A 23,358-nucleotide genomic window follows, 5' to 3' on the forward strand; every position below is an offset into this window, starting at 1 on the left:
TTTTGTAAAATAGTAACGTTGATAAAAAGTTTACTTAATAGAAAATTAAGAAACAACGAATATCGCAGTCCTTGGCTCAATATGTGGTAAAATGGCTGTTGACTGTAATTAATTGAAACTGCTTGGAGGAACACAAATGTTGAAAGATTTGTTTTTATTTATGAAGGATATCTATCAAAATCGAAAGCTATTACTTCAATTCTCGTTAAACGATTTTAAATCACGTTTTGCGGGTTCATTTTTAGGGATTTTATGGGCGTTCATCAATCCCGTGTTTACGGTTCTCATTTACTGGTTAGTCTTTGGCTTCGGCTTGAAAGCGGCGATGACTGATGGGAAGTATCCGTTTATCGTCTATCTGATCACAGGGATGGTCCCATGGTTCTTTTTCTCAGATGCGTTTACCTCTACAACACTTGTTTTCCGAGAATACACCTATTTAGTGAAAAAAGTGGTATTCAATATCCGTATCTTACCAACAACTAAAATCCTTTCAAACCTGTACTCACATATGTTCTTTATTTTGATTGGTTTAGTCGTAACAATGGGACATGGTATTTTTCCAACGGTCATGTCTTTACAATTGATTTATTATCTATTTTGTATGGTCGCCTTTTTGACCGGATTGACGTGGTTGACCGCCTCGATTCAACCTTTTATACCAGATATCATGCAATTTATCACGATTTTACTACAGCTGATTATGTGGACATTGCCGATTCTTTGGAGTCCAAGTCAATTTAATCCAGCAATCATAAAGATTTTAAAACTAAACCCATTGTATTATGTTGTTCAAGGTTACCGTGAATCCTTCTTAAGTCAAGCTTGGTTCTGGGAACATGGTACTTATACAATCTATTTTTGGGTAGTTACATTAATCATGTTCGTAATCGGTTCCTTGGTGTTCCGTAGATTGAAACCACATTTTTCAGATGTGCTGTAAGGAGTATAGTTATGACAGAATACGCAATTAAATTAAACAACATCACTAAATCATACAATATGTATGCGAAACCGACGGATCGTTTTAGAGAAGCTTTGAATCCGTTCAAGAAATCGTACCATGATGTGTTCTATGCATTGAAAAATATTGATGTAGAGATCAAAAAAGGTGAAATGATCGGTTTTGTCGGTGAAAATGGTTCTGGTAAATCAACGATGCTCAAAATCATTACAGGCGTTTTGACTCCAACAAGTGGAACCATGGAGATCGAAGGAAAGATTTCTGCCTTACTTGAATTGGGTTCAGGTTTTAATCCAGAATATTCTGGATATGAAAATATTTATTTAAATGGAATGGTTCTTGGCTTTTCCCGTGAAGAAGTCGATGCGATGGTGGATGACATCATTGATTTCGCAGATATCGGAGACCACGTTTATCAACCTGTAAAAACTTACTCAAGTGGGATGTTCGTGCGCTTAGCTTTTGCGGTAGCGATCAATGTCAATCCAGATATTCTGATTGTTGATGAGGCACTCGCAGTAGGTGACTTGGAGTTCCAATTGAAATGTATGGAAAAATTTACGGAAATCAAAAATTCTGGGAAGACGATTTTATTTGTTTCCCATGACATCAGCTCGATCCGTCGTTTCTGCGACCGCTCTTACTGGCTAAAAAATGGTGAAGTTGTAGAATTTGGAGATACGATGGATGTGACAACCAATTACGAAAACTTCTTAAAGAAAAAATCAGTAAAAACAGTGGATCGTAACAAAAATCAAGTGGAGCGTTTTGCTGCCCCAGATATCGTCGATGTGTTAAGTGCTGAATTACTAGATGAAAACAAGAAACCGATCGATATGTTAGAACAAGGGGAAGATCTTTATGTAAAGGTCACCTATGAAGTGAAAGATGATACTATCAAAAAACCTGTGTTAGGGATTGCCCTACGAACGGTCGATAATTTCTATGTCTGTGGCTTGAATACTTTACTGGACGATATCACAATTCCTTGGGAAAAAGGAAAAAATGTCTTTTATCTCAAGTATAAGAAGTTAGGCTTACTTGCTGGCGAATACTATTTCGATGTGGCGGTTTTTGAAGAAAATGCCACCGTCCCACTAGTGTATAAAACGAAGTATATGAACTTATTTGTGACGGGTTCTTATATTGGTGAAGGGATCGTGGTCTTGGATCACCAGTGGAAAGAAGGAGATCAAAACAATGAAGTATGATTTCGAGATGGATTTAGATGAACAAAGTAGCGTAGGTAAGATTGTTGGACAAATCAAACCAGGAAGTAAAGTCTTGGAATTTGGTCCTGGCAATGGACGCATGACGAAACATTTGATCGGTGCAAAAAACTGTGAAGTAAGCATCGTTGAACTGGACAAAGAACTATTTGATTACGTCAATGAAATTGCACAAGATGGTTTTTATGGCGACATTGAAAGTTTTGAATGGGCAAAATATTATGCTGGTCAAACATTTGATTATATTTTATTTGCAGATGTCTTGGAACATTTAGTGGATCCTTTGAAGACATTAAAAAAAGTCAGAGAATTTCTAAATGAAGAAGGCGAGATTTTGATTACTTTCCCTAATCTCGTGCATAACTCTGTATTGATTCACCTCTTTAATAACGAATTGCCGTGGGCTTCGTTTGGGCTATTAGATGAAACACATAATTCATTTTATACCCACGAAGGCTTCCAAAAAGTATTTGCAAACGCTGATCTGCACATCAACATTGAAGATTATTTATATCTAGCAGTAGGGGATACTGAATTGAAGTCAGCATATACTGACTTATCAGAAGCAGTTCGTTATGATTTCAAAATGCGCCCATTTGGCGAAGTGTATCAGTATTTCTTTTCATTGAAAAAACACCCAAATGTGGAAGCTAAAATCAATTCACCGCAAAATTCAAATTATGTCAAAATGATGGAAATCATCAAAAAGAGTACGCAAGAAGAAATATTACAGATCCCGTTCAATAATTATACGGGAGAAAACCAAGTATTGACTTTTCCACTGACAGAAGAACCGGCAAGTTTTATTTTTCAATTTGAAAAGCAACCAAGTTACCTTGAGTTCAGTGTTGAAGTAGACGGAGTAAAGCATGATTTTATCGCATCGAATGCGGTCATCAAAACAGCGACAGACTGTTATATCTTTGATGGATCAGAAGCACCAAGACTAGAATTGACCGATATAAGTGGAGAAACGATCAAAATCTCTTGCCATTATCGATTCATTGGTGAATTACCAGCAACGATGGCTGAAGTCCTTAGAGAAATCAAACCTATGGCTGCTGTTCAAAAAGAATTATCTGCTGAAAACGAGAGATTAACAAAAGAAAACCAGCACTTACAAATAGAGAATAAAGAGCAGACGAAAGTCTTGAAGACTACGACTGATCGATATTTTGACTTGTTGCAACCTAACAATTGGGCAATAAAGCCAAAAGGACGATTGGTGAGACCAAAAGAAACGGCAAAAAAAATCCAAGCCAAAGAACTTTCTCTTTGTGTCGACGAAAAAAATTGGGATCCAGAAACAAAATTACTCAAAATCATTGGATGGGGAATTTCAAATGCGGAACGTAAACCTTTATCTTATAAGTTGTCTGTAGATCAATCACCATTCTTCGAGGTTCAGCAGATTGAGCGAGCCGAAGTGAATGAAGCCGAAAAACTTCCTCCCCACACAAAAGCTGGTTTTGAGATCCAGATAGCGTGTGAACAAGAAAAATCATTTTTGATCGAATTGATTGCAGAAAATGGGCAGTCTTGGCTAGTTGAAATATAAATAACTTATTAGGTAAAGGAGTACCAAACCAGTGCAAAAAAAAGAAATTGCTGTATTTATCGATAAAATCACTCGTGAGCGGGCGACCGGCGATTTATTGATCGTTGGTTGGGCAATCGATGAAGTAACGAAAGAAATACCGACGATCCAAGTTGAAAAAGAAAATATTATAGCAAAAAATACACCAGTCGTTCGTTTAGATATCAATCATCTCTATGATTTGGACGTAAAGACGCAAAGTGGTTTTAATCTTCGATTATCTGGAAAGATGAAGGGGAAAGCAATTTTAGATTTTCAAACGAAAGATCATCAAAATGGAATAGCCGTCAAATTGAATGGACGTTATCCTTATGATGATGGCATCGAGTCGAGTTTGGAAAAGAAAAAACGATTGTTAAAAAAAGGCTTGAACTATGCTCGGACGCATGGCCTAAAAAAGGCTGTACGTCGTGTGAAAATGGAATTGAAACCAGGTTCGATCGACTATGCGCAATGGATCGCTAAGCATGAACAAATTGACGTTGCAGCACAAAAAACAAAAGCGCAAGCCTTTGCCTATCGTCCATTGATTTCTGTCGTGATGCCAGTTTATAACGTAGAAATCAAATGGCTAGAAAAATGTATCGATTCTGTGATTGCTCAAACATATGACCATTGGGAATTGTGTATCAGTGATGATGCCTCTACCGATCCTAAAATCCATAAATGTTTAGAACGTTATCAGCAAAAAGATCCACGGATCAAAGTTGTCTTTCGTGAAGAAAACGGTCATATTAGTTTAGCCACGAACTCTGCACTTGAGATCGCTGAAGGAGAATTCATGGCACTACTTGATAACGACGACGAACTTCCTGTCAATGCATTGTTTGAAGTAGTCAATGTCTTGAATGATCGGCCAGAACTTGATTTGATTTATAGTGATGAAGATAAGATCGATGCTGATGGCAATCGCTTCGATCCTCATTTTAAAGCAGACTGGTCACCTAATACGTTGATGGGAAATAACTATATTTCTCATTTAGGCGTCTATCGATTAAGTATCGTCAAAGAACTAGGTGGCTTCCGAAAAGGCTATGAAGGTTCACAAGATTATGACCTAGTTCTCCGTTTTACAGAAAAGATCCCAGCAGATCATATTTATCATATCGATCGTGTCCTTTACCATTGGCGTACGATTCCAGGATCAACAGCTAGTAGTGGTGAAGCTAAAAGTTATATTTACGATTCTGGTGTGAAAGCTTTGACGGATGCATTAGCTCGCAGGAATATCAAAGGTAATGTGCGTCCAGGAAGAATCTCAGGGTTTTATGAGATCAATTATGATGTCCTACAAGAGGAGCTAGTCAGCGTCATCATCCCAACCAAAAATGGGTATGACGATTTGAAAATGTGTATTGATTCGATCATCGAAAAAACGACCTATCCTAACTACGAGATCATTGTAGCTGATAACGGTAGTACTGATCCTAAGATGCAAAATCTTTTTGACTCCTACAAGGAACAACTGAAAGAACGCTTCATTGTAGAGTTGATCGATATTCCCTTCAACTATTCTCGCATCAATAACCTTGCGGCTGAAAAAGCTAGTGGAAAGTATTACTTATTCCTGAACAATGATACCGAAGTGATTGCTCCTAATTGGATGACAACAATGGTCTCATATGCTCAGTTTGATTCGATCGGCTGTGTTGGCGCCAAACTTTACTATCCAGATGATACGACTCAACATGCGGGTGTACTCGTTGGAATCGGTGGCGTCGCTGGTCATGCGTTGAATAATTATGACCGCACACATTGTGGCTATTTCGGACGATTAGTGATCGACGTCGATTATTTAGCAGTGACTGCCGCTTGTATGATGGTCAAAGCAGATGATTTCAAAGCGGTGGGTGGCTTCGATGAGACATTAAAAGTTGCCTTCAATGATGTAGACTTATGTCTTAAAGTCTATGAATTGGGTCGAAACAATGTATATGCTCACCAAGTTGAGCTTTATCACTTTGAGTCAAAATCTCGCGGGTATGAAGATACGCCAGAAAAGCAGAAACGCTTTGCGGGTGAAATCAAAAAAATGCAAGATAAATGGCCCAAATATATCGCACATGATCCTTTCTATAATGACAATTTGACAAAACAAGGAATTGGCGATTTTTCATTACGACCAGAATGATTCTTGCATATTATGCTATGCCTTCAACAAAACTTGATACCTCATCAAGTCTTGTTGAAGGCATATTTTATGGGGACTGTTTTTGACACAACAGTGTTGCTAAAGCTACTAAGAGAAACTTTGAAATTAGGTTACAATTTGGTTATCCACTATGTTTTTAAAGTGTGCTATGGTAAGATGATAGAGGTATTATTTTGTGGTTAGGAGTGTATACATGAATAAAAATGGAGAATGGAATGCTGCTCGTCGGATATTCATTATCATGCTGGATGTCTTAGTTTACAATGCAGCAATATATATAAGTTTCTTATTGAAATTTCAAGGAGAAATTCCCACACGGAATTTTGAGACCTTTCAACATTCTGCAGTGTTTATATCTATTATCTTTATCGTCTTAAATATTTTATTAGGGGCATACGTCTTTTATAATCGAATGATCAGTGACATTATATTTGTGACCGTAATAGGGCAAGTATTGATGTCTTTAGGCGTAATGGTGGTAACTTTCGCTGGTCGATGGTTTGCCTTTCCACGGGCAGTTATTCTTTTATCTTTGGTAGTTGGAACAATTTTACTGAGCTTATACCGTATTTTGGTCTACAAATTATATTTGAAAGTCAGTAGAGACAAAAAAGTAGTGATCGTTGGACTTGAAAAAGATGTTGCTCCAGCAATCCAAAATTTCCAATCTAAAAAAAATAATAAACATAAAGTTGAAGCGGTCGTTATCGATAACTATTATGAGAACATCAAGAAGATGATCGATACGATCGATATCGTCTACTTGTCATCACATATTGAAGAAAATGAAAAAATCAAAATCTATCAATTGATCACTAAGAAAGAAAAAAAATTATTCTTGAATACGACTTTTGAGAACTTAACAATGATCAATCCAAATATCATGAACTTTGAAGATGAAAGTATCATTGAAGCATCTGGTTTCAAGATACAACCAGAAGATGAATTGTTCAAACGATTATTCGATATTATCATCTCCTTTATCTTACTGATCCTTGCATCACCTTTCATGTTGCTTACAGCAATACTAGTCAAAGTGACTTCACCAGGACCAGTGATCTATAAACAAGTCCGTATCACTAAAAATCAAAAAGAATTTTCAATCTATAAATTCCGGTCAATGACAGCGACAGCGGAAGCAAAATCAGGGCCTGTCTTAGCGAAAAGTAATGATGCTCGAGTAACACCGGTCGGTAAATTTATCCGTGCTGTACGTTTTGATGAATTGCCACAGATTTTTAATGTGTTAAAAGGCGACATGTCGATTGTCGGACCACGCCCAGAAAGACCTTTTTTTGTGGATCAATTCAATGCAGAAAATCCTTATTACTATTTGAGACATAATGTCCGTGCAGGCATCACCGGCTATGCCCAAGTTTATGGAAAATATGTTTCTGACTATAACAGCAAGTTACGCTTTGATTTGTTGTATATCAAAAAATATTCGTTAATGATGGATCTAAAGATTTTATTGCAAACGATCAAGATCCTTTTTGATAAAATGTCTTCCCAAGGGTTAGAAGAGGATGAAAATGCTAGTTCACTGCAGGAAATAGATTTTCCAAAAGAACGAATTTATCGCTAGATCGGGAGGCACATAAAATGATAGAACCAAAATTTAGCATTATTGTGCCAGTCTATAATGCGCAATCCACGATAAAAAAAACGATCAAAACATTACAGACATTGGACTACGATGATTATGAAGTGATCATCGTCAACGATGGTTCAACAGATGATACTGAAAAAATGATTGTCACATTGACTGAAGGAAATCCAATTTTTCAATTGATAACAACGGAGAATAATGGCCCAGGTATTGCAAGAAATATTGGTATTGAACAGGCAAAGGGTTCTTATATTTTATTATTTGATGCCGATGATGAACCGAGCAAATCGATTTTAAAGAACTATGATCAACTACTTACCAATCATCCGCAGACAGATTTGATAGTCAGCTCTTTTCTTTTTAGAACGATGGATAATGAAAAAGTAGTATCCGAAAAAGTGAATCAGGTACCTGATTCCATTTATCGAAGCCATGAAACATTTTTAGAAGACATGTATCATTTGATGAATCAACAACTAATGTATGTGGTATGGAATAAGTGCTATCGCAGAGATATAGTCATAGCACAAAATATTCGATTTAGAAATTACCGTAGCTGCGAAGATCGTATCTTTAATTTAGAATACTATCAACATTGCCAATATGTGGTCATGAATCCAATCGTTGAATATACGTATGAATTCGTTGGAGGAAAGGGTATCACTAATAAATATTATCCTAATAAATTTCAAACCTTCAAAGAATTTTATTTGATAGCAAACGATGTAACAAATCAAATAAACAAACCCGGAATGGCTGCACTTTTATTAAAAGGAACGACTTCAGTGATTTTTTCTATTTATGGCAATTCCGATCAAACATCTAAAGAAAAAAACAGAGAAGCAAAAAAAGTTTTAGCTGATCCGGTGATTCTTGAAGCTAAAAATATAGCTTTGACAGATTCAACGGCTAAAAAGGTTACGAAGCTTCTGTATAAATTACCTGCACCGATTTTTTTATCGGCTGTTAGAATAGGTAGTTTTGTAGAAGAAAAGATGCCAGGATTGATGGCTTTCTTAAAACGATCGTATTAAAAAGCACGCTCAATCAGTTGAGCGTGCTTTTTCGTAATGTTTTTTAACCAAATGGCAACTTGTAAAAAACACACGCTTGTGCGAAAATATATAAGAAATTAAAAATGGATGAGGCTGTAATAATGTATAGTAATGATGTAGAACTAAAAAATGTGCAAAAAGTCGTACTTGAAATGTCAAAGTACTTTGTTGAATTTTGTAATGAGAATGGATTGGTATGTTATTTTTGTGGCGGTGGCTGTATTGGATCGATTCGTCATCAGGGATTCATACCTTGGGATGATGACTTAGATTTTTTTATGCCTAGACAAGACTACGAGAAACTAAAGATCCTTTGGAACAAACATGCAAATAAGGATCGTTATCCGTTATTATTTGCTTCATTAGATTACAATGATCATAATTCGTTTATGACTATTCGTGATACAGAAACAACGTTTGTAAAAACGTACCAAGAAAATATGGATATCCCACATGGTATTCCTATCGACATTTTTCCATTAGATGGTGCACCAGAAAGCAGATATAAACAAAAGATTCAAAAAATATGGGCATTGATCTATGCTTTATTCTGCTCACAAGTAGTACCAGAAAAACATGGGGGGCTTTTAGCTACTGGAAGCACAGTACTTCTGAATATCTTTAGCTCTAAAAAAGCACGATATAAGATTTGGCGTTTCGCTGAAAAACAAATGAGTAAATATCCATTTGGTTCAACAAAGTATGTGACAGAGTTGTGTGTCGGGCCAAAATATATGGGTAATATTTATAAGTTGGATGATTTTAAATCTGCAGTTTTTGTCCCTTTTGAAGATGTCAAGATGCCGATTCCAATCGGTTATGATCGCTATTTGAAACAAGTTTTTGGAGAATATATGGAACTACCTCCAATAGAAGATCGGCAACCCCATCACGAGGCTGTTGTTCTTGATACAAAAGTATCATACAAAAAAAGACATAATAAAAATAAGGAGAATTAAATGGTGAAGAAAAATACAAGAATGTTGCCCAGAAAAATCAGCATTAAAAAGATCTTGTCAGGAACACTTTTGTGCACAATGCTATTGAATGGTTTTGCTCCTAGTATGTCTGCAAATGAAATTCAGTTTTCAAAAGCCAAAACAGGTAAAGATATTTCAGCTGTCCAACAAAGTGATACCACTACCGAAGATACAGCGGGAAGTACATCGAGCAGCTCAACTGAGAATGTAGAAGAGAGTACTGCTACTACAGAAACAATATCAGAGAGCTCTACCACTACGGATGAGTCAAGTGAGTCCGTAGAAAATAGTTCGACTACAACAGAAACTGGAGATAGTTCTTCAACAACCGAGAGTAGCTCTACAAACCAAGAAACGACAGAATCAACTGATGAGGCTGCAAAACAACAATCAACTGAAGATGTCGAAGTTGGTAAACAAGGAACAAACCATAAAAAAGGTACGTATGCAATGCAATCTGGTGGGATATCTTTGCGAGCAGCATCAGTGATTGACAAAGTTTATGCGAACAATCCTAATCTTCCAGGTAAACATTTTATAGATGTAGCTAGTTGGAATGGAAATATTTCAGTAGCTGAATACCAAAAAATAAAAAGTTATGGTGTGACATCTGTATCGGTGAAATTAACAGAAGGAACTTCATACACTAACCCTTATGCTGAGAATCAAATTAACAATGCAAAAGCTGCTGGCTTGACAGTTTCTGCCTACCATTACAGTTTATATACATCAGCCCAAACTGCACAAGCCGAAGCAAATTATTTTGCTGATGCTGCAAATCGATTGGGATTAAATAAGAATACGATCATGTTCAACGACGCAGAAGACCCTACGTTGATTAACAACGGAAGAGACGCACATAATAATTCGCTAGCTTTTAACAGACAACTACAGGCAAAAGGTTTTTCTAATGCAGCTCTATATATAGGAAAATATTGGATCACTAACGGATATATCAATACTTCGGCTTTCGGTAAAGATCGGGTATGGGTAGCGCAATACCCTTATTCACCAGATCAATCAATGCAATGGAACAATGACCATGGCGCGTGGCAGTGGTCTTCTAATATGCACTTCCCTGGGATTGCTAATTATGAAAACAGACCATTTGATATCTCAATGAGTTACAGTGCATTTTTCAGTGCGCCTAATCCCGGTCCAGATCTAAGTAAATATTATACAACCAATCCAGGTAGAGTCATTGTCAAACAAGATGATAACTTTTACAATGATGTGAATTTTACTGATCCAGGTCTTAGAGTCAAAAAAAATACTCTTGTGACTGTAAAAAGTATTCAGACAACTGCTAGCGGTATCCCTCGATTGTATACAGATAAAGGCTACTTAACGGCGAATAAATCATATGTAGTTGCGGCTCAGAGCAATATCGATTCATACTTCACAACGAATCCTAAAAAAGTTCGTTTAAAAGCAGATGATTATTATTACGCAGACACAGACTTCAAGCAACGTTTGAATAAAGTGTCAAAAGGTACCATCGTAGAAGTAGAGGATCTAGCGTATACCCAATCAGGCATTTTCCGTCTTAAAACAAAGAATGGTTATTTAACAGCTAATAAAAATATAGTTGAACAATTTTTAGAAATGTCAGATTTATATTATACAGCAAATCCTGGTCAAATCATTACTTTAAAAAATGATCAATATTATAAAGACGTTGAGTTTTCGACAGCAGGTGAATCTGTCCCAACCGGTACAGTCATAAAAGTAACAGGTATCGAAAAAACTAAAAGTGGGATTCCTCGTCTCAAGACAAATAAAGGCTATTATACTGCTAATAAAGACTACGTGATCGCTACAGTATCTGGCATTGATAATTACTACACGATGCGTCCGACACAGGTTGTTTTAAAAGCAAATGACGCCTATTATCGGGACCCTGAGTTTTTGCATAAAGGAGCGTCGGTCAATAAAGGAACCTTGGTAAATGTAACCGGGGTTGAATATCGTGAAAATGCAGTCCCACGTTTGATTACACCAAAAGGCTATTTAACTGCGAATAAAAGTTACGTACAAGAAGTGCCAAGTAACATCAACGATTATTACTATAGCAATATCAATCAAGTAGTCATGAAGAAGAACGATAGTTACTATAAAGATGTTTCATTCAGCCAAAAAGGTGATCCTGTCTTAAAAGATGAAGTGATCAAAGTGCAAGATATCGTCTTCACTACTAGTGGCATCCCACGTTTAAAAACAGCCAAAGGTTATGTGACAGCAAATAAATCTTATGTTATGACATTAGTTTCTAATAGTGATAACTATTTCATAGAAAACCCAAGGAAAATCATTATGTTAAAAGAGGATCGTTATTATTCGGATCTTGCTTTTAATAATCCTGGGGCGACTATTCCAAAAGGTAGAGTAATCGATGTATTAGGTGTAGAATTTACAACTACAGGAGTTCCTAGATTAAAAACTGCCAATGGGTATATCACAGCAAATAAAACATATGTGACAGCTGCAGCAAATAGCAATAACAACTACTTTGTGACCAATCCAAATAAAGTGCAACTTTTGGTAGATGACCATTATTATAAGGATCTGAACTTTACTCAAAAAGGAAATGCAATTAAAAAAGGGACGATTTTGACAATCGAAGGTATTGAATATACCGCATCAGGTATGCCAAGATTGAAAACAGCGGATGGTTACATTACAGCAAATCAAGCCTATGTAAAAAAAGTAAACTAATACAATAAAACCAGGGACATGAAAAGATCAACTATTTTATGTTCCTGGTTCTTTCTAGTGCGTAAAAATTTAACTAGATAAATGTTTGTCGTTAGGACATTTTACCTGGCATAATATAGAAAACATTGAAACTTATTGGTAGTTGTGAGAAAATGTAAAAGGTTGAATGCAGTTTGACACTGGATTATTATTAGAACATTAAATATGACAAATACTTCATGTACTTGTAAAGGGAAGGAATTTAAATCGAATGATTACAGCTGTTATTATCGCCGGTGGAGTGGGCAAAAGAATGGGACAAGATATCCCAAAACAATTTATCAATATTGAAGGAAAACCGATTATTATTTATACCTTGGAATCATTCCAACACCATCCACAAATTGATCGAATATTAGTGGTTTGTAAATCAGGTTGGGAAGAAACGATGTGGGCGTACATCAAGGAATTCAATATCAGTAAAGTTCAGTGGGTGATTACTGGTGGTTCAAAAGGTCAAGAATCGATTAATAATGGTGTACAATTCTTAAGGGATTATTCTGAGGACGATGACACGATCATCATTCATGACGGCATTCGTCCATTAGTTGATGAACTTGTTCTGTCTGATGTCATCGTAAAATGTAAGGAATTTGGAAATGGTGTCACTTCACTTCCTTATAATGAACAGATTTTTATCAAAAAAACAGAAGAAACGACGGAACAATATGTGGATCGTAATACGTTGCGACGTGTTTCGACACCACAAGCATATCAGTATGGTAAATTGCGAGCTGCATATGATCGAGCAGTAAAAGAGAATATTGGTATGACGGATTCTTCTTATACAAATACGATGATGGTGGATCTAGGTGAAACACTTTATTTTGCTGCTGGTTCAGACAAAAATATCAAATTGACAACTAGAGAAGATTTAGATTTATTCAAAGCATACTTAAAAATGAAAGACTAGGTGGTGAGATAGATGGCTTTAAATACAAATCCGCTATATATAAATGATTTGCAAAAAGTGATCGACCACGTTGAGGGTATCAAAGACTTAAATGGAAAATCACTTTTGATGATTGGTGCATCTGGAATGGTCGGATCGTTTTTAGTCGATACGATCATGTTAGCAAATGATCATTTAGGAATCGATATTAAAGTATATGCGATGGGGAGAAATCGTAAGAAGCTAGAAGCACGATTTGAAAAGTATCAATCAAGTAATAATTTTCAAATCGTAGAAGGGGATGTTACTGAACCTTTAGATCCTTCTATCAAAGCTGATTACATCATTCATGGAGCTAGTAATACGCATCCTAGAGCCTATGCGACAGATCCTATTGGGACGATCATGACTAATTTAGCTGGCACGGAACAAGTCTTAAAGCACGCAGTAGCTACGAATGCTACACGCACACTATTTTTATCTACTGTAGAAATATATGGGGAAAATAGAGGAGATGTAGATAAATTTAAGGAAGACTACTGTGGCTATATCGATTGTAATACGCTAAGAGCCGGTTATCCTGAAGGTAAGAGAGTCAGTGAATCCTTGTGTCAAGCGTATATCGCTAAACATGATCTAGATATTGTCATACCAAGATTATGCCGTACATTTGGACCTACGATGTTATTATCTGATTCAAAAGCTTCTTCACAATTTATTTTGAATGCAGCTCGAGAAGAAGATATCGTTTTAAAAAGTGAAGGCAAACAGTATTTTTCTTATATTTATGTTGGTGATGCAGTCTCTGCCATCCTCCATTTGATGATCCACGGTAAAAACGGAGAAGCGTATAATGTATCAGAAGAGGCTTTTGACTTGCAATTAAGAGATCTTGCGGGAAAATTGGCAGAAATAAACAATAAAAAAGTTATCTTTGAATTGCCCGATGAAACTGAAAAAAAAGGTTTCTCAAAAGCAAATACAGCAATCTTAGACAATCAAAAACTCAAGGAAACTGGGTGGAATTCAGCATTTACACTTGAAGAATCTTTAGCTCACACAGTAAAATTAGTTAAGGATGAAGTTTAATGTGTACAATTAGTATAATCGTGCCTGTATATAAAGTAGAGAAGTATTTAAAAAAATGTGTTGATTCTATTATTGCACAAACTTTTACTGATATTGAAATTATTTTAGTCGATGATGGTTCTCCAGATGATAGTGGGAAAATATGTGACGAATATGCGGTTCAAGATAAACGTATAAAGGTCATTCATAAAGAAAATGGCGGATTGAGTAGTGCTCGTAATGCGGGTATTGAGATGGCTAAAGGAAAGTATTTAGGATTTATTGATAGTGATGATTATATTGCTGAAGATATGTTTGAAATATTGTATGATCAGTTACTGGATTATGATGCGGATATAGCTACAATAGGCATGATCGATGTGTATGAAAACAAAGAAACAAAGGTCAATAACTTAAAATTAGTTGAAGTTCTAGATCAAAAAGATGCGATAAAAGCTGTTCTAGATAGTACAGATGTATACGCGTATGCAGTCAATAAACTTTATAAAAAAGAACTTTTCGACACTGTACGCTATCCTATTGGGAAAATTGTAGAAGATGCTTTTATAATTATGGATCTATTACTTCAATGTGATAGGATAGTTACTAATACTGAACAAAAATATTATTATTATCGAAGAAATGACAGTATTACTGGATTGTCTTTTTCGACTAAAAATTTTGATGTGATTGAAGCATGGGAAAAAAATGGTGAGTTAGTGAAGAACGCTTACCCAGAACTTTCAGATTCGATCCATCGTAGAATATGTTGGGCATATTTTGATGTTTTAGATAAGATAGCGATCAGTGATAATAGTGAATCAAAAGAAATCAGAAAACCGCTAGTGAAATTTTTAAAATCGAATTTCATGTTTGTAATGAAAAATCCAATATTCACTAAAAGTCGAAAACTGTCGATGCTTGCATTAATGATAAGTAATTTATGTTATGATACATTAGCCAAGATAAAATATAATTATGTAACTAAGAAAAATAGTTGATGGCTTAAAAATGAATGTGACAGGAGAAGAATGAGTTTTATGGAAACAAAAAAAGATGATTATCTTCAAAAAGGTAAAAATATTTTTATAGTAGGGTTATTGGTCCTGCTCATCAGTAGAGCAGTTGGTGCGTACAGTTTACTTCCTTCTACAATTGATAGTGTACTGTTTTCGATATTAGCGATATTTGGTTCAATTGTATTATTAGCTGATTTTTTTACTAGAGTATTGAAAAAAAATCGTTGGACATATGATATCTTGCTACTTTTATTTATCGTTATCATGTGTATTTCTAGCTTGATAAACATGAAGTACGGTATATTTGGTAATCTCAAATTTATTGTATGGCAAGCATTATATTTCTTTATTGTCTATGACAATGGAATCAGCAGTGATAGAAATAAGGCCGATCACTTATTATCGATCATAAGTGGAACATTGATAGTGATTTGGACTAGTTTAGTAGTCGTTTCATTAGGGATGTTTTTGACTCAGTACAATTATTCAGTCCAATTAAGCAGAGTCAATCCCCTTAGAATAGGTATGTTGGAAGGTAGACTATTTGGTGTATTTTCTGATCCAAACTATGGTTCCGTGATGTGTGTAGTAACGATCTTTCTTAGCTTGTATTATATCTTTAGTAAGAAATATTCAAACAAATGGTTGTTGACAGGTGTGTATTTTTCAATCTTCTTAAATATCAGTTACATCATTTTATCAGGTTCTAGAAATGGCTTGATTACTTTATTAGTGACAACTTTTGTTTTTGTTTTCTTTTCGATGTATCAGTATCAATTAAAGAAAAAAATGAACCTTCTTTTAAACATCTTGCTTTCAATAGTAAGTGGGGTGGCTGTTATGGCCATTGTTTTTGGCGGAGCTCAGTTGATCAAAATCGGATGGTCATATTTTCCACAGTTTTTTGAGAAAAAACAAACTGGAATTACAGCAGGTAGAGTCAACTTAACAAGGCCCGATGTGGCACAAAGTACAGATGTATCTAATTTACGTTTTACTATTTGGAAAAGTGCTGTAGAGATTTTTCAATCAAGTTGGTTATTTGGTACTTCCCCTAAAAATATGATTGCTTATGCACAAGATGTTTTACCAAATACTTATATTGCACAACGTAATTTTTCTGTACACAATGCGTATTTGAATACTCTAGCATCTACTGGGATATTAGGTGGTCTAACATTTGTTGCTTTCATCGTTAGTAAAGCAGCTCGTATCATCACCTTTTTATTCAAACCAATCACTAATTTATTTGGTACACGAATGATTTATTGTATTTGTGGTATTTTTGCATTAGCATTTTCTGGATTTTTCCATAATGAAATGATTCTTGTGAATATTTCTGGCGCATTCTTATTCTGGTTTTTACTTGGTGAAGTAATCGGGAAGCTAAAAGCAAGCGATGGAATGAATCAATAAGAATGTGAGGAAAAGTTATATGATAGCGTCGCTTAAAAATAATATCGATCGGATGATTTTTGTAGTCAAAAGTCTCTTCTTGCGAGTAGGAAGATACGCTGTTTTTTATTGTTGTTATCCATTTTTAGTCATGCAACCTTTAAAAAGAAATAAAATCGTTGTTTCTAGCTATTTTGGAAAAGGTTATGGAGATAATCCTAAGTATATTTGTGAATATTTACTATCCCAAAAAGATGATTTAGACATTGTTTGGTTATGTAAGCCAGAAGTCCTTCAACATCAAGCAGATCTATTTCCAGATACGATAAGGTTAGTGAAAAATAAATCAGTTCGAGCATTGATTGAGATGTTCACGGCTAAGATTTGGATCGACAATTGTCGTAAAAGCTTTTATCCACCCAAAAGAAAAGGACAGTTTTATCTCCAGACCTGGCATGCTGGATTCGGACTCAAGCGAATCGAGAATAATGCAGCTGGTAAATTAAAACCAAGATATGTAAAATTAGCCAAAAAAGATTCTCAAATGTGCGATCTATTGGTTTTTGAAAGCTCTGATCTATTTAAAGATATCGGTAAAATGTTCTGGTATGAGGGAGAAATTTTTAGAGAAGGTGTTCCTAGAAATGACGTGATCGTCAATAACGATCCCACTATCATCCGTAAAGTGTATGAGTATTATCAAATTCCAACAGACCAAAAAATTGTTTTATACGCACCGACCTTTAGAGCAGGAGAACTGATAAAAGTCAGTCCAGATTTTTTGGAGCAAGTTAGAAAAGCTTTCTCAGATAAATTTGGCATCGACTATCAGATGCTTATCCGTCTTCATCCAAATGATACGGAGAATAAAAAACAGATTTTAGGAGAATTAGATAACTCTACTCTTATTGATGCTTCTGACTATAATGATATGCAAGAATTGTTGTGCGCAACAGATGTATTGATCACAGATTATTCTTCAACTATCGGTGAAGCATTAGTATCTAACAAAAAGTGTTTTATCTATGCGTATGATTATGACCAATATCTAGAAAATAGAGGTCTAGTAATGGATTTAGCAGACTTGCCATTTCCGTTGATTAGAAGTCAAGAAACATTCATTGAAGGTATTGAGAATTTTGATTTGGACGAGTATCTAGCTAAAATGGAAGAATTTAAACAAGGCTTGAATATTTCCGAATCTGGTCATGCAAGTAAAACATTAGGAGATCGTTTGTTGATTGAGATGTCTAAGTAGTTAGTTATAGACAAGACAGAGTTTGGGGTTGTTACAAACGTTAATTTAGGCACCTATGGACCTCTAAAACTGAATAAATAGAGGTTCATAGGGCTTTTTAAACTTGGTCAAAGCGCATGCCAGAAGTAGTTTCTTCGGAAATAAACAGAATACTTTTGGCACGATATCAAACTCAAATTTATTCTGAAAGGTCGTAAAAGAAGTATGAGTAAATACAAAAAATTAGTCGGGAATTCTTTCATATTCGCAGTAGGTAATTTAGGGAGTAAACTAATATCATTCGTATTGGTTCCACTTTATACATATTATCTAACTACACAAGAATATGGGAAGGTTGACTTAGTTACGACAACTGTCAGCCTATTGATCCCAATTGTTTCTGGAGGAATATCTGTTGCTGTTTTAAGATTTGCACTGGACAAAGATGTAGATAAAAAATCAGTCGTAACAAATGCTACGATCATTGCAATAATTGGGATTGTGATTACAGCGTTATGTTACCCATTATTGGCAATGACTGGTGCTTTTGATCAAATACTTCTAGCATTTATGTTTTTACTGGCATTTCAAGTATTTACACAAATCATTGCACAATTTGCTAGAGGTAACGGACAAGTTCGTATTTTTGCTTTTAATGGTATGATCAAAACTCTAGCGATCGGATTATTGAATATTTACTTCCTGGTAGTATTAAAAATGGGATTGAATGGATATTTGATATCATTGATACTTGCGGAAATCATTTCCTTCATTTATCTTGCATGTACAACACCATATTTTAAAGATTTTTCTGTTAAACTTATTAATAAATCTTTTATGAGAGAGATGCTAGTTTTTTCGATTCCGACTATTCCTAATGATGTCTTATGGTGGTTTGTCAATAGTGCAAGTCGATACTTTATTTTGTATTTTCTAGGAGTAAGCGCAAACGGAATCTATGCTGTCGCTAATAAAATACCTTCTGTTATCTCTATGATGCAGTCTGTTTTCTCACAAGCATGGCAGATTTCTCTTGTTGACGAGCGAGACTCAGAATCTCGTGGAGAATTTCATGCAAATATTTTTAAATATTATTCATTTTTGCTATTTTTTACAGCTTCATCGATCATGGTGATTTTAAAGTGGCTTTTAGGTAATTTAGTCCAAAGTTCATTTTTTATCAGTTGGCAAGTCACTCCGTTTTTATTGATTTCTGCTATTTATTCTGGATTTATCGGTTTCTATGGACAGTTTTATATTGCAGAAAAGAAAACAAAAGGATTGATGAATACTTCATTGATTTCCGGTTTACTGAGTGTCATACTTAACTTTCTTTTCATTTCATCTTTTGGCTTGATAGGGGTTGGATTTGCTTCGATGATCAGCTTGTTTGTTGGTTGGATGATTCGAATTTATGATACAAGTAAATTTATCACTGTAAATATAAATGTATGGAATATCGTATTAAATCATGTAGTTTTGGCCGCCCAAGTTGCATTGATCTTTTTATTCGATGGGTTATTGTTGATTGGATTAGAATTAGTTTGCTTAATTGCTTTATTATTTGTTAATATGGACATCGTAAAAGGTCTTTTAAAGACTGGTAAACGCATGGTACATTCAAGAAAATAAAAATATCAAAAATAGAGGAGTGAGTTCAAATGAATTCTATTTTAATAACTGGTGGAGCCGGCTTTATCGGTTCTACACTAGCCAATCATTTGAGTGAAAATAATAAAGTGGTCGTTATTGACGATCTATCTATGGGAAATAAAGAAAATCTTGATTCTACCAAAAACATTGTCTTCGTTGAGGGGGATGTAGCTGATGAAAAAGTAATGGAAGAGCTATTGAACAATCACCAGTTTGACTATATCTTCCATTTAGCTGCTATAGCTAGTGTTGCTGATTCCGTTGAACGTCCATTGGAAACTCATCGAGTGAATTTTGATAGTGTCTTGATGTTACTTGAGTTGATTCGTAAGTATCAGCCAAATTTAAAGCGTATTGTATTTAGCTCTTCTGCAGCTGTTTATGGAGATGAACCAACACTACCTAAAAAAGAAGAGTCAGTTATTCGACCGTTGACGCCTTATGCTATTGATAAATTTGCCGCTGAACAATATGTACTTGATTATTGCCATTTGTATGATGTGCCAGGAACTGCGGTACGTTTCTTCAACGTATACGGTCCAAATCAAAATCCAAATTCGCCATATAGTGGGGTGATCTCGATTTTAGTGGATCGCTATAAAAAGCAACTTGCTGATGAAAAAGCGTCATTTACTTTATTCGGCGATGGCAGTCAATCAAGAGATTTTGTCTATGTTGAAGATGTTGTGCAAGCTTTATTACTTGTTTCCAAAGAAGAAAAAGCACTAGGGCAACAATTCAATGTTGGAACGGGGAACAGTACAACTTTACTTGAGTTGATCCAGACAATCAATCAGATTCTTGAAGTTGAATTACTGTTGGATTATCAAGAGGAGAGAGTAGGAGATATCCACGACTCTTTAGCTGATATCACTAAGCTTTCAGCACTAGGTTACCAACCTAAACATAGCATACTTGATGGCATGAGAAAATATTTAGCAACAGAAATAAATACGACAAAATAATAAATTTTCTTTATTCAGGAAACAACAGAGAAAACCTTGTATCAAGCCAAATTGCTTATACAAGGTTTTCTTCGTTCTTATTCAATTATCATAGATGACAGGTCAACACATTGCTTATTCATCATTTCCCATCAATTTATATATCTGATCTCTAAGATCGGTGGCAGTTGTTTTATATTTTTTATCGGCTTGGATATTACTTTCTAGCACAACTGCATCAGAGGTATCTTTTTTCATTGCTAATACCGCATGGAAACGATTGATGTTTCCTTGAGCAAATATTGTATCCCTTCCACTATAGACCCCACCATTATATGGACGCCCACTCAAATTCTTTCCCCATAGAGAAAAAAGTAAATCTTTTGGAATCAATTGCCCTTTTAATACTTTTGTAAAAAATTCATTCAAATCATAGACGGACATACTGATATTCCCAGTTCCTAATTCATTACGTATATCTGTTTCAGATTCAGTCAAAGCTTGATGATAATCATCGTCTGGACTCATTTGATAAGAGACTGCGTGTTCTGAAGTGTTTTTGACTTGGTCATAGAAGGTCGTCTGTTTCAATTGTAAGGGAGTGATGATTTGATCATACACCAACTTTTCGTATGGCTGATGGGTCAATTTCATTAAAATACCTGTTAGTAATGTGAAATTCAATGGTTCATATTTGTAACTTTGATCATTGGTATATTCGAGATGGTCTATGGCAAACTGGATCACCTCTTGGTCATTCATCGGTACGGTCGGAGAAGCTGTTTTTTTCAATCCTGATCGCATATATAATAAATCTTTGATCGTGATTTTATTGCTACCGTTGATTTGGGGATAAAATTTAGCCAGTTTTGTATCTAAAGAAAGTTTCCCTATATCCACTTGTTTTAGAATCAGTAGCGCAGTCATTGCTTTTTGGATCGAACCAATTTGATAATACAGAGATGGAGTATTTGGTTGCTGTGCTTCTTCGTTAGCGTATCCGTAGCCCTTTTCAAGGATCACTCGATTGTTTTTACGAATATAGACAGATCCAACATAATCATTTTTTTGTAACAATTGGTCGATTTGATCGGCAAGGACCTGTTCGTCTTTGGTCAAATCTAGGGAATCGTTTGCCACTTGAATCGAGGCGGATACTCTTGACTGTGCCATTTCATAGGTAGACCAAGTGATGATTCCAATAGTGACGACTAAAATGAATAAGCAGATTTTTTGAGAGAAAGAAAAATGGGAAGCTTGTTTTCTTCTTAAATGTTTCCTTTTGTTCATGTATATCAATCCTTCCTGTCTAAGAGCTTAGTGATTAAATGAAGCAGATTATTGTTATTTAGTAAATAAGAATCATTTTATTTTCTATTTTAAGCCGAAGAGAATCGATTTACTACTTACAATTTTGACATAAGAATTGTTAAAAATAATTCACCTCTGCCTGAATTTCATGTATAATGAATAAAGTTATGAAGTTGATAGTAAGGAGGAGTTGTTTTGTCAGAAAACAAACAACATCCAGATGAGAAGAGACGACGACAAAAGAATGCAACTGATTCGACAGATGTAGTCAGTAAGCGAAAAGACCTACGTAAAAAAGAAGATAAAATCGTAGGAAAAATTATTTTAGTGATTGCGCTTACGTTGCTAATTATTGGATGTGTATTTGGTTTTACGGTCTATCGCTATATCGATAGTGGCTTAAAACCTTTAGACCCAGAGAATGAACAATTGGTTTCGATCGAAATCCCTAGTGGCTCTTCAAATAAGCAAATCGGAGAGATTTTAGAACAAGACCATATCATCAAGAGCGGTATCGTATTTAATTATTATACAAAATTTAAAAATATGACTGGCTTTCAGGCTGGCTTCTACCAATTAGCCCCTAACATGACGTTAGATGAAATCGGTAAACAGCTCCAAGAAGGTGGAACCTCAGAACCTACAGAAGTGGCAGATGGGAAGATCACGATACCAGAGGGATATGATGCAGAGCAGATTGCAGAACGAGTAGCTAAAATCACTGGAAAAGACAAGCAAGAATTTTTAGATCTACTAAAAAATGAAGCCTTTTTCACTGAGTTAACTCAAAAATATCCTGATTTATTAGAAAGTGCAGCTAAGGCAGAAAACACCAAGTATCGCTTAGAAGGTTACTTATTCCCAGCGACTTATGATTACTATAAAGATATGTCACTCAAAGATTTGATCATTCAGATGGTCAATAAAACGAATACCGTGTTACAACCATACTTCTCTACGATCAAGCAGCAAAATCATACGGTTCAAGAAATCATGACACTTGCTTCATTGATCGAAAAAGAAGGCGTATCTGAATCAGACCGTAAAAATATTGCTAGAGTTTTCTTTAATCGGATTGACATAGGGATGCCATTACAATCAGATATTTCTATTTTATATGCGTTAGGCGAACACAAAGAATTTGTCTCTTATGAAGATACGGCAGTCGATTCACCATATAATCTGTATACAAATAAGGGATATGGGCCAGGACCATTCAACAGCCCAAGTGAAGCAGCTATTCAAGCTGTGATTGAACCTGCAGAGAATGATTATTATTATTTCGTCGCAGATATCTCTACAGGTGAGGTTTATTTTGCAAAAACATATGAAGAGCATATGGAATTAGTACAAAAATACGTAAATAATTAAAATTGAGCGTTATCTGTAACTTTATTTATTTTTAGAAAAACATTTACATTTTAGAAAAAGCATGGTAATCTTTTTTGGACTGTAGTCCGTAAAAGATTACCTTTTGCGGTATTCCATAGAAAAAGGAG

Annotated in this window: 17 protein-coding genes; 16 read left to right on the top strand and 1 reads right to left on the bottom strand. The window is 35.3% G+C overall.

Going from position 1 to position 23,358, the window contains the following annotated elements:
* Nucleotides 1–136 precede the first annotated feature (136 nt).
* From EM4838_RS03650 to EM4838_RS03720, 15 genes are all read left to right on the top strand, one after another.
* Entirely contained in the window at nucleotides 137–943 is an 807-nt protein-coding gene (locus EM4838_RS03650) for an ABC transporter permease (RefSeq protein ID WP_019722596.1), read from the top strand.
* Nucleotides 944–954: 11 nt separating this feature from the next.
* Entirely contained in the window at nucleotides 955–2,175 is a 1,221-nt protein-coding gene (locus tag EM4838_RS03655) for an ABC transporter ATP-binding protein (RefSeq protein ID WP_071865955.1), read from the top strand.
* The gene (locus EM4838_RS03660) at nucleotides 2,165–3,751 is read left to right on the top strand and encodes a class I SAM-dependent methyltransferase (RefSeq protein ID WP_071865956.1); all 1,587 of its coding nucleotides are present in this window, start codon (nucleotides 2,165–2,167) and stop codon (nucleotides 3,749–3,751) included. Before EM4838_RS03655 ends, EM4838_RS03660 begins: the two co-directional genes overlap by 11 nt.
* A gap of 31 nt (nucleotides 3,752–3,782) precedes the next feature.
* Nucleotides 3,783–5,921, top strand: coding sequence for a glycosyltransferase family 2 protein (locus tag EM4838_RS03665; RefSeq protein ID WP_071865957.1), 2,139 nt, complete (start codon nucleotides 3,783–3,785; stop codon nucleotides 5,919–5,921).
* Nucleotides 5,922–6,135: 214 nt separating this feature from the next.
* A complete protein-coding gene (locus EM4838_RS03670; RefSeq protein WP_071865958.1) occupies nucleotides 6,136–7,527 on the top strand; it encodes a sugar transferase in 1,392 nt (463 codons plus the stop codon).
* Nucleotides 7,528–7,544: 17 nt separating this feature from the next.
* Nucleotides 7,545–8,585: a glycosyltransferase family 2 protein gene (locus EM4838_RS03675; RefSeq protein ID WP_071865959.1), complete on the top strand. Its 1,041-nt coding sequence runs from the start codon at nucleotides 7,545–7,547 to the stop codon at nucleotides 8,583–8,585.
* 122 nt (nucleotides 8,586–8,707) lie between these two features.
* Nucleotides 8,708–9,565: a LicD family protein gene (locus tag EM4838_RS03680; protein WP_071865960.1), complete on the top strand. Its 858-nt coding sequence runs from the start codon at nucleotides 8,708–8,710 to the stop codon at nucleotides 9,563–9,565.
* A complete protein-coding gene (locus EM4838_RS03685) occupies nucleotides 9,566–12,301 on the top strand; it encodes a DUF5776 domain-containing protein (protein WP_373865787.1) in 2,736 nt (911 codons plus the stop codon).
* 250 nt (nucleotides 12,302–12,551) lie between these two features.
* The gene (locus EM4838_RS03690) at nucleotides 12,552–13,253 is read left to right on the top strand and encodes an IspD/TarI family cytidylyltransferase (protein WP_071865961.1); all 702 of its coding nucleotides are present in this window, start codon (nucleotides 12,552–12,554) and stop codon (nucleotides 13,251–13,253) included.
* 12 nt (nucleotides 13,254–13,265) lie between these two features.
* Complete coding sequence (locus tag EM4838_RS03695; RefSeq protein WP_071865962.1) at nucleotides 13,266–14,321, top strand: NAD-dependent epimerase/dehydratase family protein; 1,056 nt, start codon at nucleotides 13,266–13,268, stop codon at nucleotides 14,319–14,321.
* Nucleotides 14,321–15,301, top strand: coding sequence for a glycosyltransferase family 2 protein (locus tag EM4838_RS03700; RefSeq protein ID WP_071865963.1), 981 nt, complete (start codon nucleotides 14,321–14,323; stop codon nucleotides 15,299–15,301). The genes EM4838_RS03695 and EM4838_RS03700 overlap by 1 nt, the downstream gene beginning before the upstream one ends.
* A gap of 39 nt (nucleotides 15,302–15,340) precedes the next feature.
* Nucleotides 15,341–16,735, top strand: coding sequence for an O-antigen ligase family protein (locus EM4838_RS03705; protein WP_233433764.1), 1,395 nt, complete (start codon nucleotides 15,341–15,343; stop codon nucleotides 16,733–16,735).
* Between the two features lie 19 nt (nucleotides 16,736–16,754).
* The gene (locus EM4838_RS03710; protein WP_071865965.1) at nucleotides 16,755–17,972 is read left to right on the top strand and encodes a CDP-glycerol glycerophosphotransferase family protein; all 1,218 of its coding nucleotides are present in this window, start codon (nucleotides 16,755–16,757) and stop codon (nucleotides 17,970–17,972) included.
* Nucleotides 17,973–18,176: 204 nt separating this feature from the next.
* Complete coding sequence (locus EM4838_RS03715; protein WP_071865966.1) at nucleotides 18,177–19,583, top strand: lipopolysaccharide biosynthesis protein; 1,407 nt, start codon at nucleotides 18,177–18,179, stop codon at nucleotides 19,581–19,583.
* A gap of 29 nt (nucleotides 19,584–19,612) precedes the next feature.
* On the top strand, nucleotides 19,613–20,569 hold the full coding sequence (locus EM4838_RS03720; protein ID WP_071865967.1) for an NAD-dependent epimerase/dehydratase family protein: 957 nt from the start codon (nucleotides 19,613–19,615) through the stop codon (nucleotides 20,567–20,569).
* 114 nt (nucleotides 20,570–20,683) lie between these two features.
* Here the strand turns inward: EM4838_RS03720 and EM4838_RS03725 are convergent, their stop codons facing one another.
* Complete coding sequence (locus EM4838_RS03725) at nucleotides 20,684–21,838, bottom strand: serine hydrolase domain-containing protein (protein ID WP_071865968.1); 1,155 nt, start codon at nucleotides 21,836–21,838, stop codon at nucleotides 20,684–20,686.
* A gap of 216 nt (nucleotides 21,839–22,054) precedes the next feature.
* Between EM4838_RS03725 and mltG the strand changes: the two genes are divergently transcribed.
* Complete coding sequence (gene mltG, locus EM4838_RS03730; RefSeq protein ID WP_071865969.1) at nucleotides 22,055–23,230, top strand: endolytic transglycosylase MltG; 1,176 nt, start codon at nucleotides 22,055–22,057, stop codon at nucleotides 23,228–23,230.
* Nucleotides 23,231–23,358 lie beyond the last annotated feature (128 nt).

Source organism: Enterococcus mundtii, from assembly GCF_002813755.1.
GTDB lineage: Bacteria > Bacillota > Bacilli > Lactobacillales > Enterococcaceae > Enterococcus_B > Enterococcus_B mundtii.

Excerpts from the sequence above, each read along its gene's own strand:
- EM4838_RS03650 (WP_019722596.1), top strand. The coding sequence starts at position 137 with ATGTTGAAAGATTTGTTTTTATTTATGAAGGATATCTATCAAAATCGA.
- EM4838_RS03655 (WP_071865955.1), top strand. The coding sequence starts at position 955 with ATGACAGAATACGCAATTAAATTAAACAACATCACTAAATCATACAAT.
- EM4838_RS03660 (WP_071865956.1), top strand. The coding sequence starts at position 2,165 with ATGAAGTATGATTTCGAGATGGATTTAGATGAACAAAGTAGCGTAGGT.
- EM4838_RS03670 (WP_071865958.1), top strand. The coding sequence starts at position 6,136 with ATGAATAAAAATGGAGAATGGAATGCTGCTCGTCGGATATTCATTATC.
- EM4838_RS03675 (WP_071865959.1), top strand. The coding sequence starts at position 7,545 with ATGATAGAACCAAAATTTAGCATTATTGTGCCAGTCTATAATGCGCAA.
- EM4838_RS03680 (WP_071865960.1), top strand. The coding sequence starts at position 8,708 with ATGTATAGTAATGATGTAGAACTAAAAAATGTGCAAAAAGTCGTACTT.
- EM4838_RS03685 (WP_373865787.1), top strand. The coding sequence starts at position 9,566 with ATGGTGAAGAAAAATACAAGAATGTTGCCCAGAAAAATCAGCATTAAA.
- EM4838_RS03690 (WP_071865961.1), top strand. The coding sequence starts at position 12,552 with ATGATTACAGCTGTTATTATCGCCGGTGGAGTGGGCAAAAGAATGGGA.
- EM4838_RS03695 (WP_071865962.1), top strand. The coding sequence starts at position 13,266 with ATGGCTTTAAATACAAATCCGCTATATATAAATGATTTGCAAAAAGTG.
- EM4838_RS03700 (WP_071865963.1), top strand. The coding sequence starts at position 14,321 with ATGTGTACAATTAGTATAATCGTGCCTGTATATAAAGTAGAGAAGTAT.
- EM4838_RS03705 (WP_233433764.1), top strand. The coding sequence starts at position 15,341 with ATGGAAACAAAAAAAGATGATTATCTTCAAAAAGGTAAAAATATTTTT.
- EM4838_RS03710 (WP_071865965.1), top strand. The coding sequence starts at position 16,755 with ATGATAGCGTCGCTTAAAAATAATATCGATCGGATGATTTTTGTAGTC.
- EM4838_RS03715 (WP_071865966.1), top strand. The coding sequence starts at position 18,177 with ATGAGTAAATACAAAAAATTAGTCGGGAATTCTTTCATATTCGCAGTA.
- EM4838_RS03720 (WP_071865967.1), top strand. The coding sequence starts at position 19,613 with ATGAATTCTATTTTAATAACTGGTGGAGCCGGCTTTATCGGTTCTACA.
- EM4838_RS03725 (WP_071865968.1), bottom strand. The coding sequence starts at position 21,838 with ATGAACAAAAGGAAACATTTAAGAAGAAAACAAGCTTCCCATTTTTCT.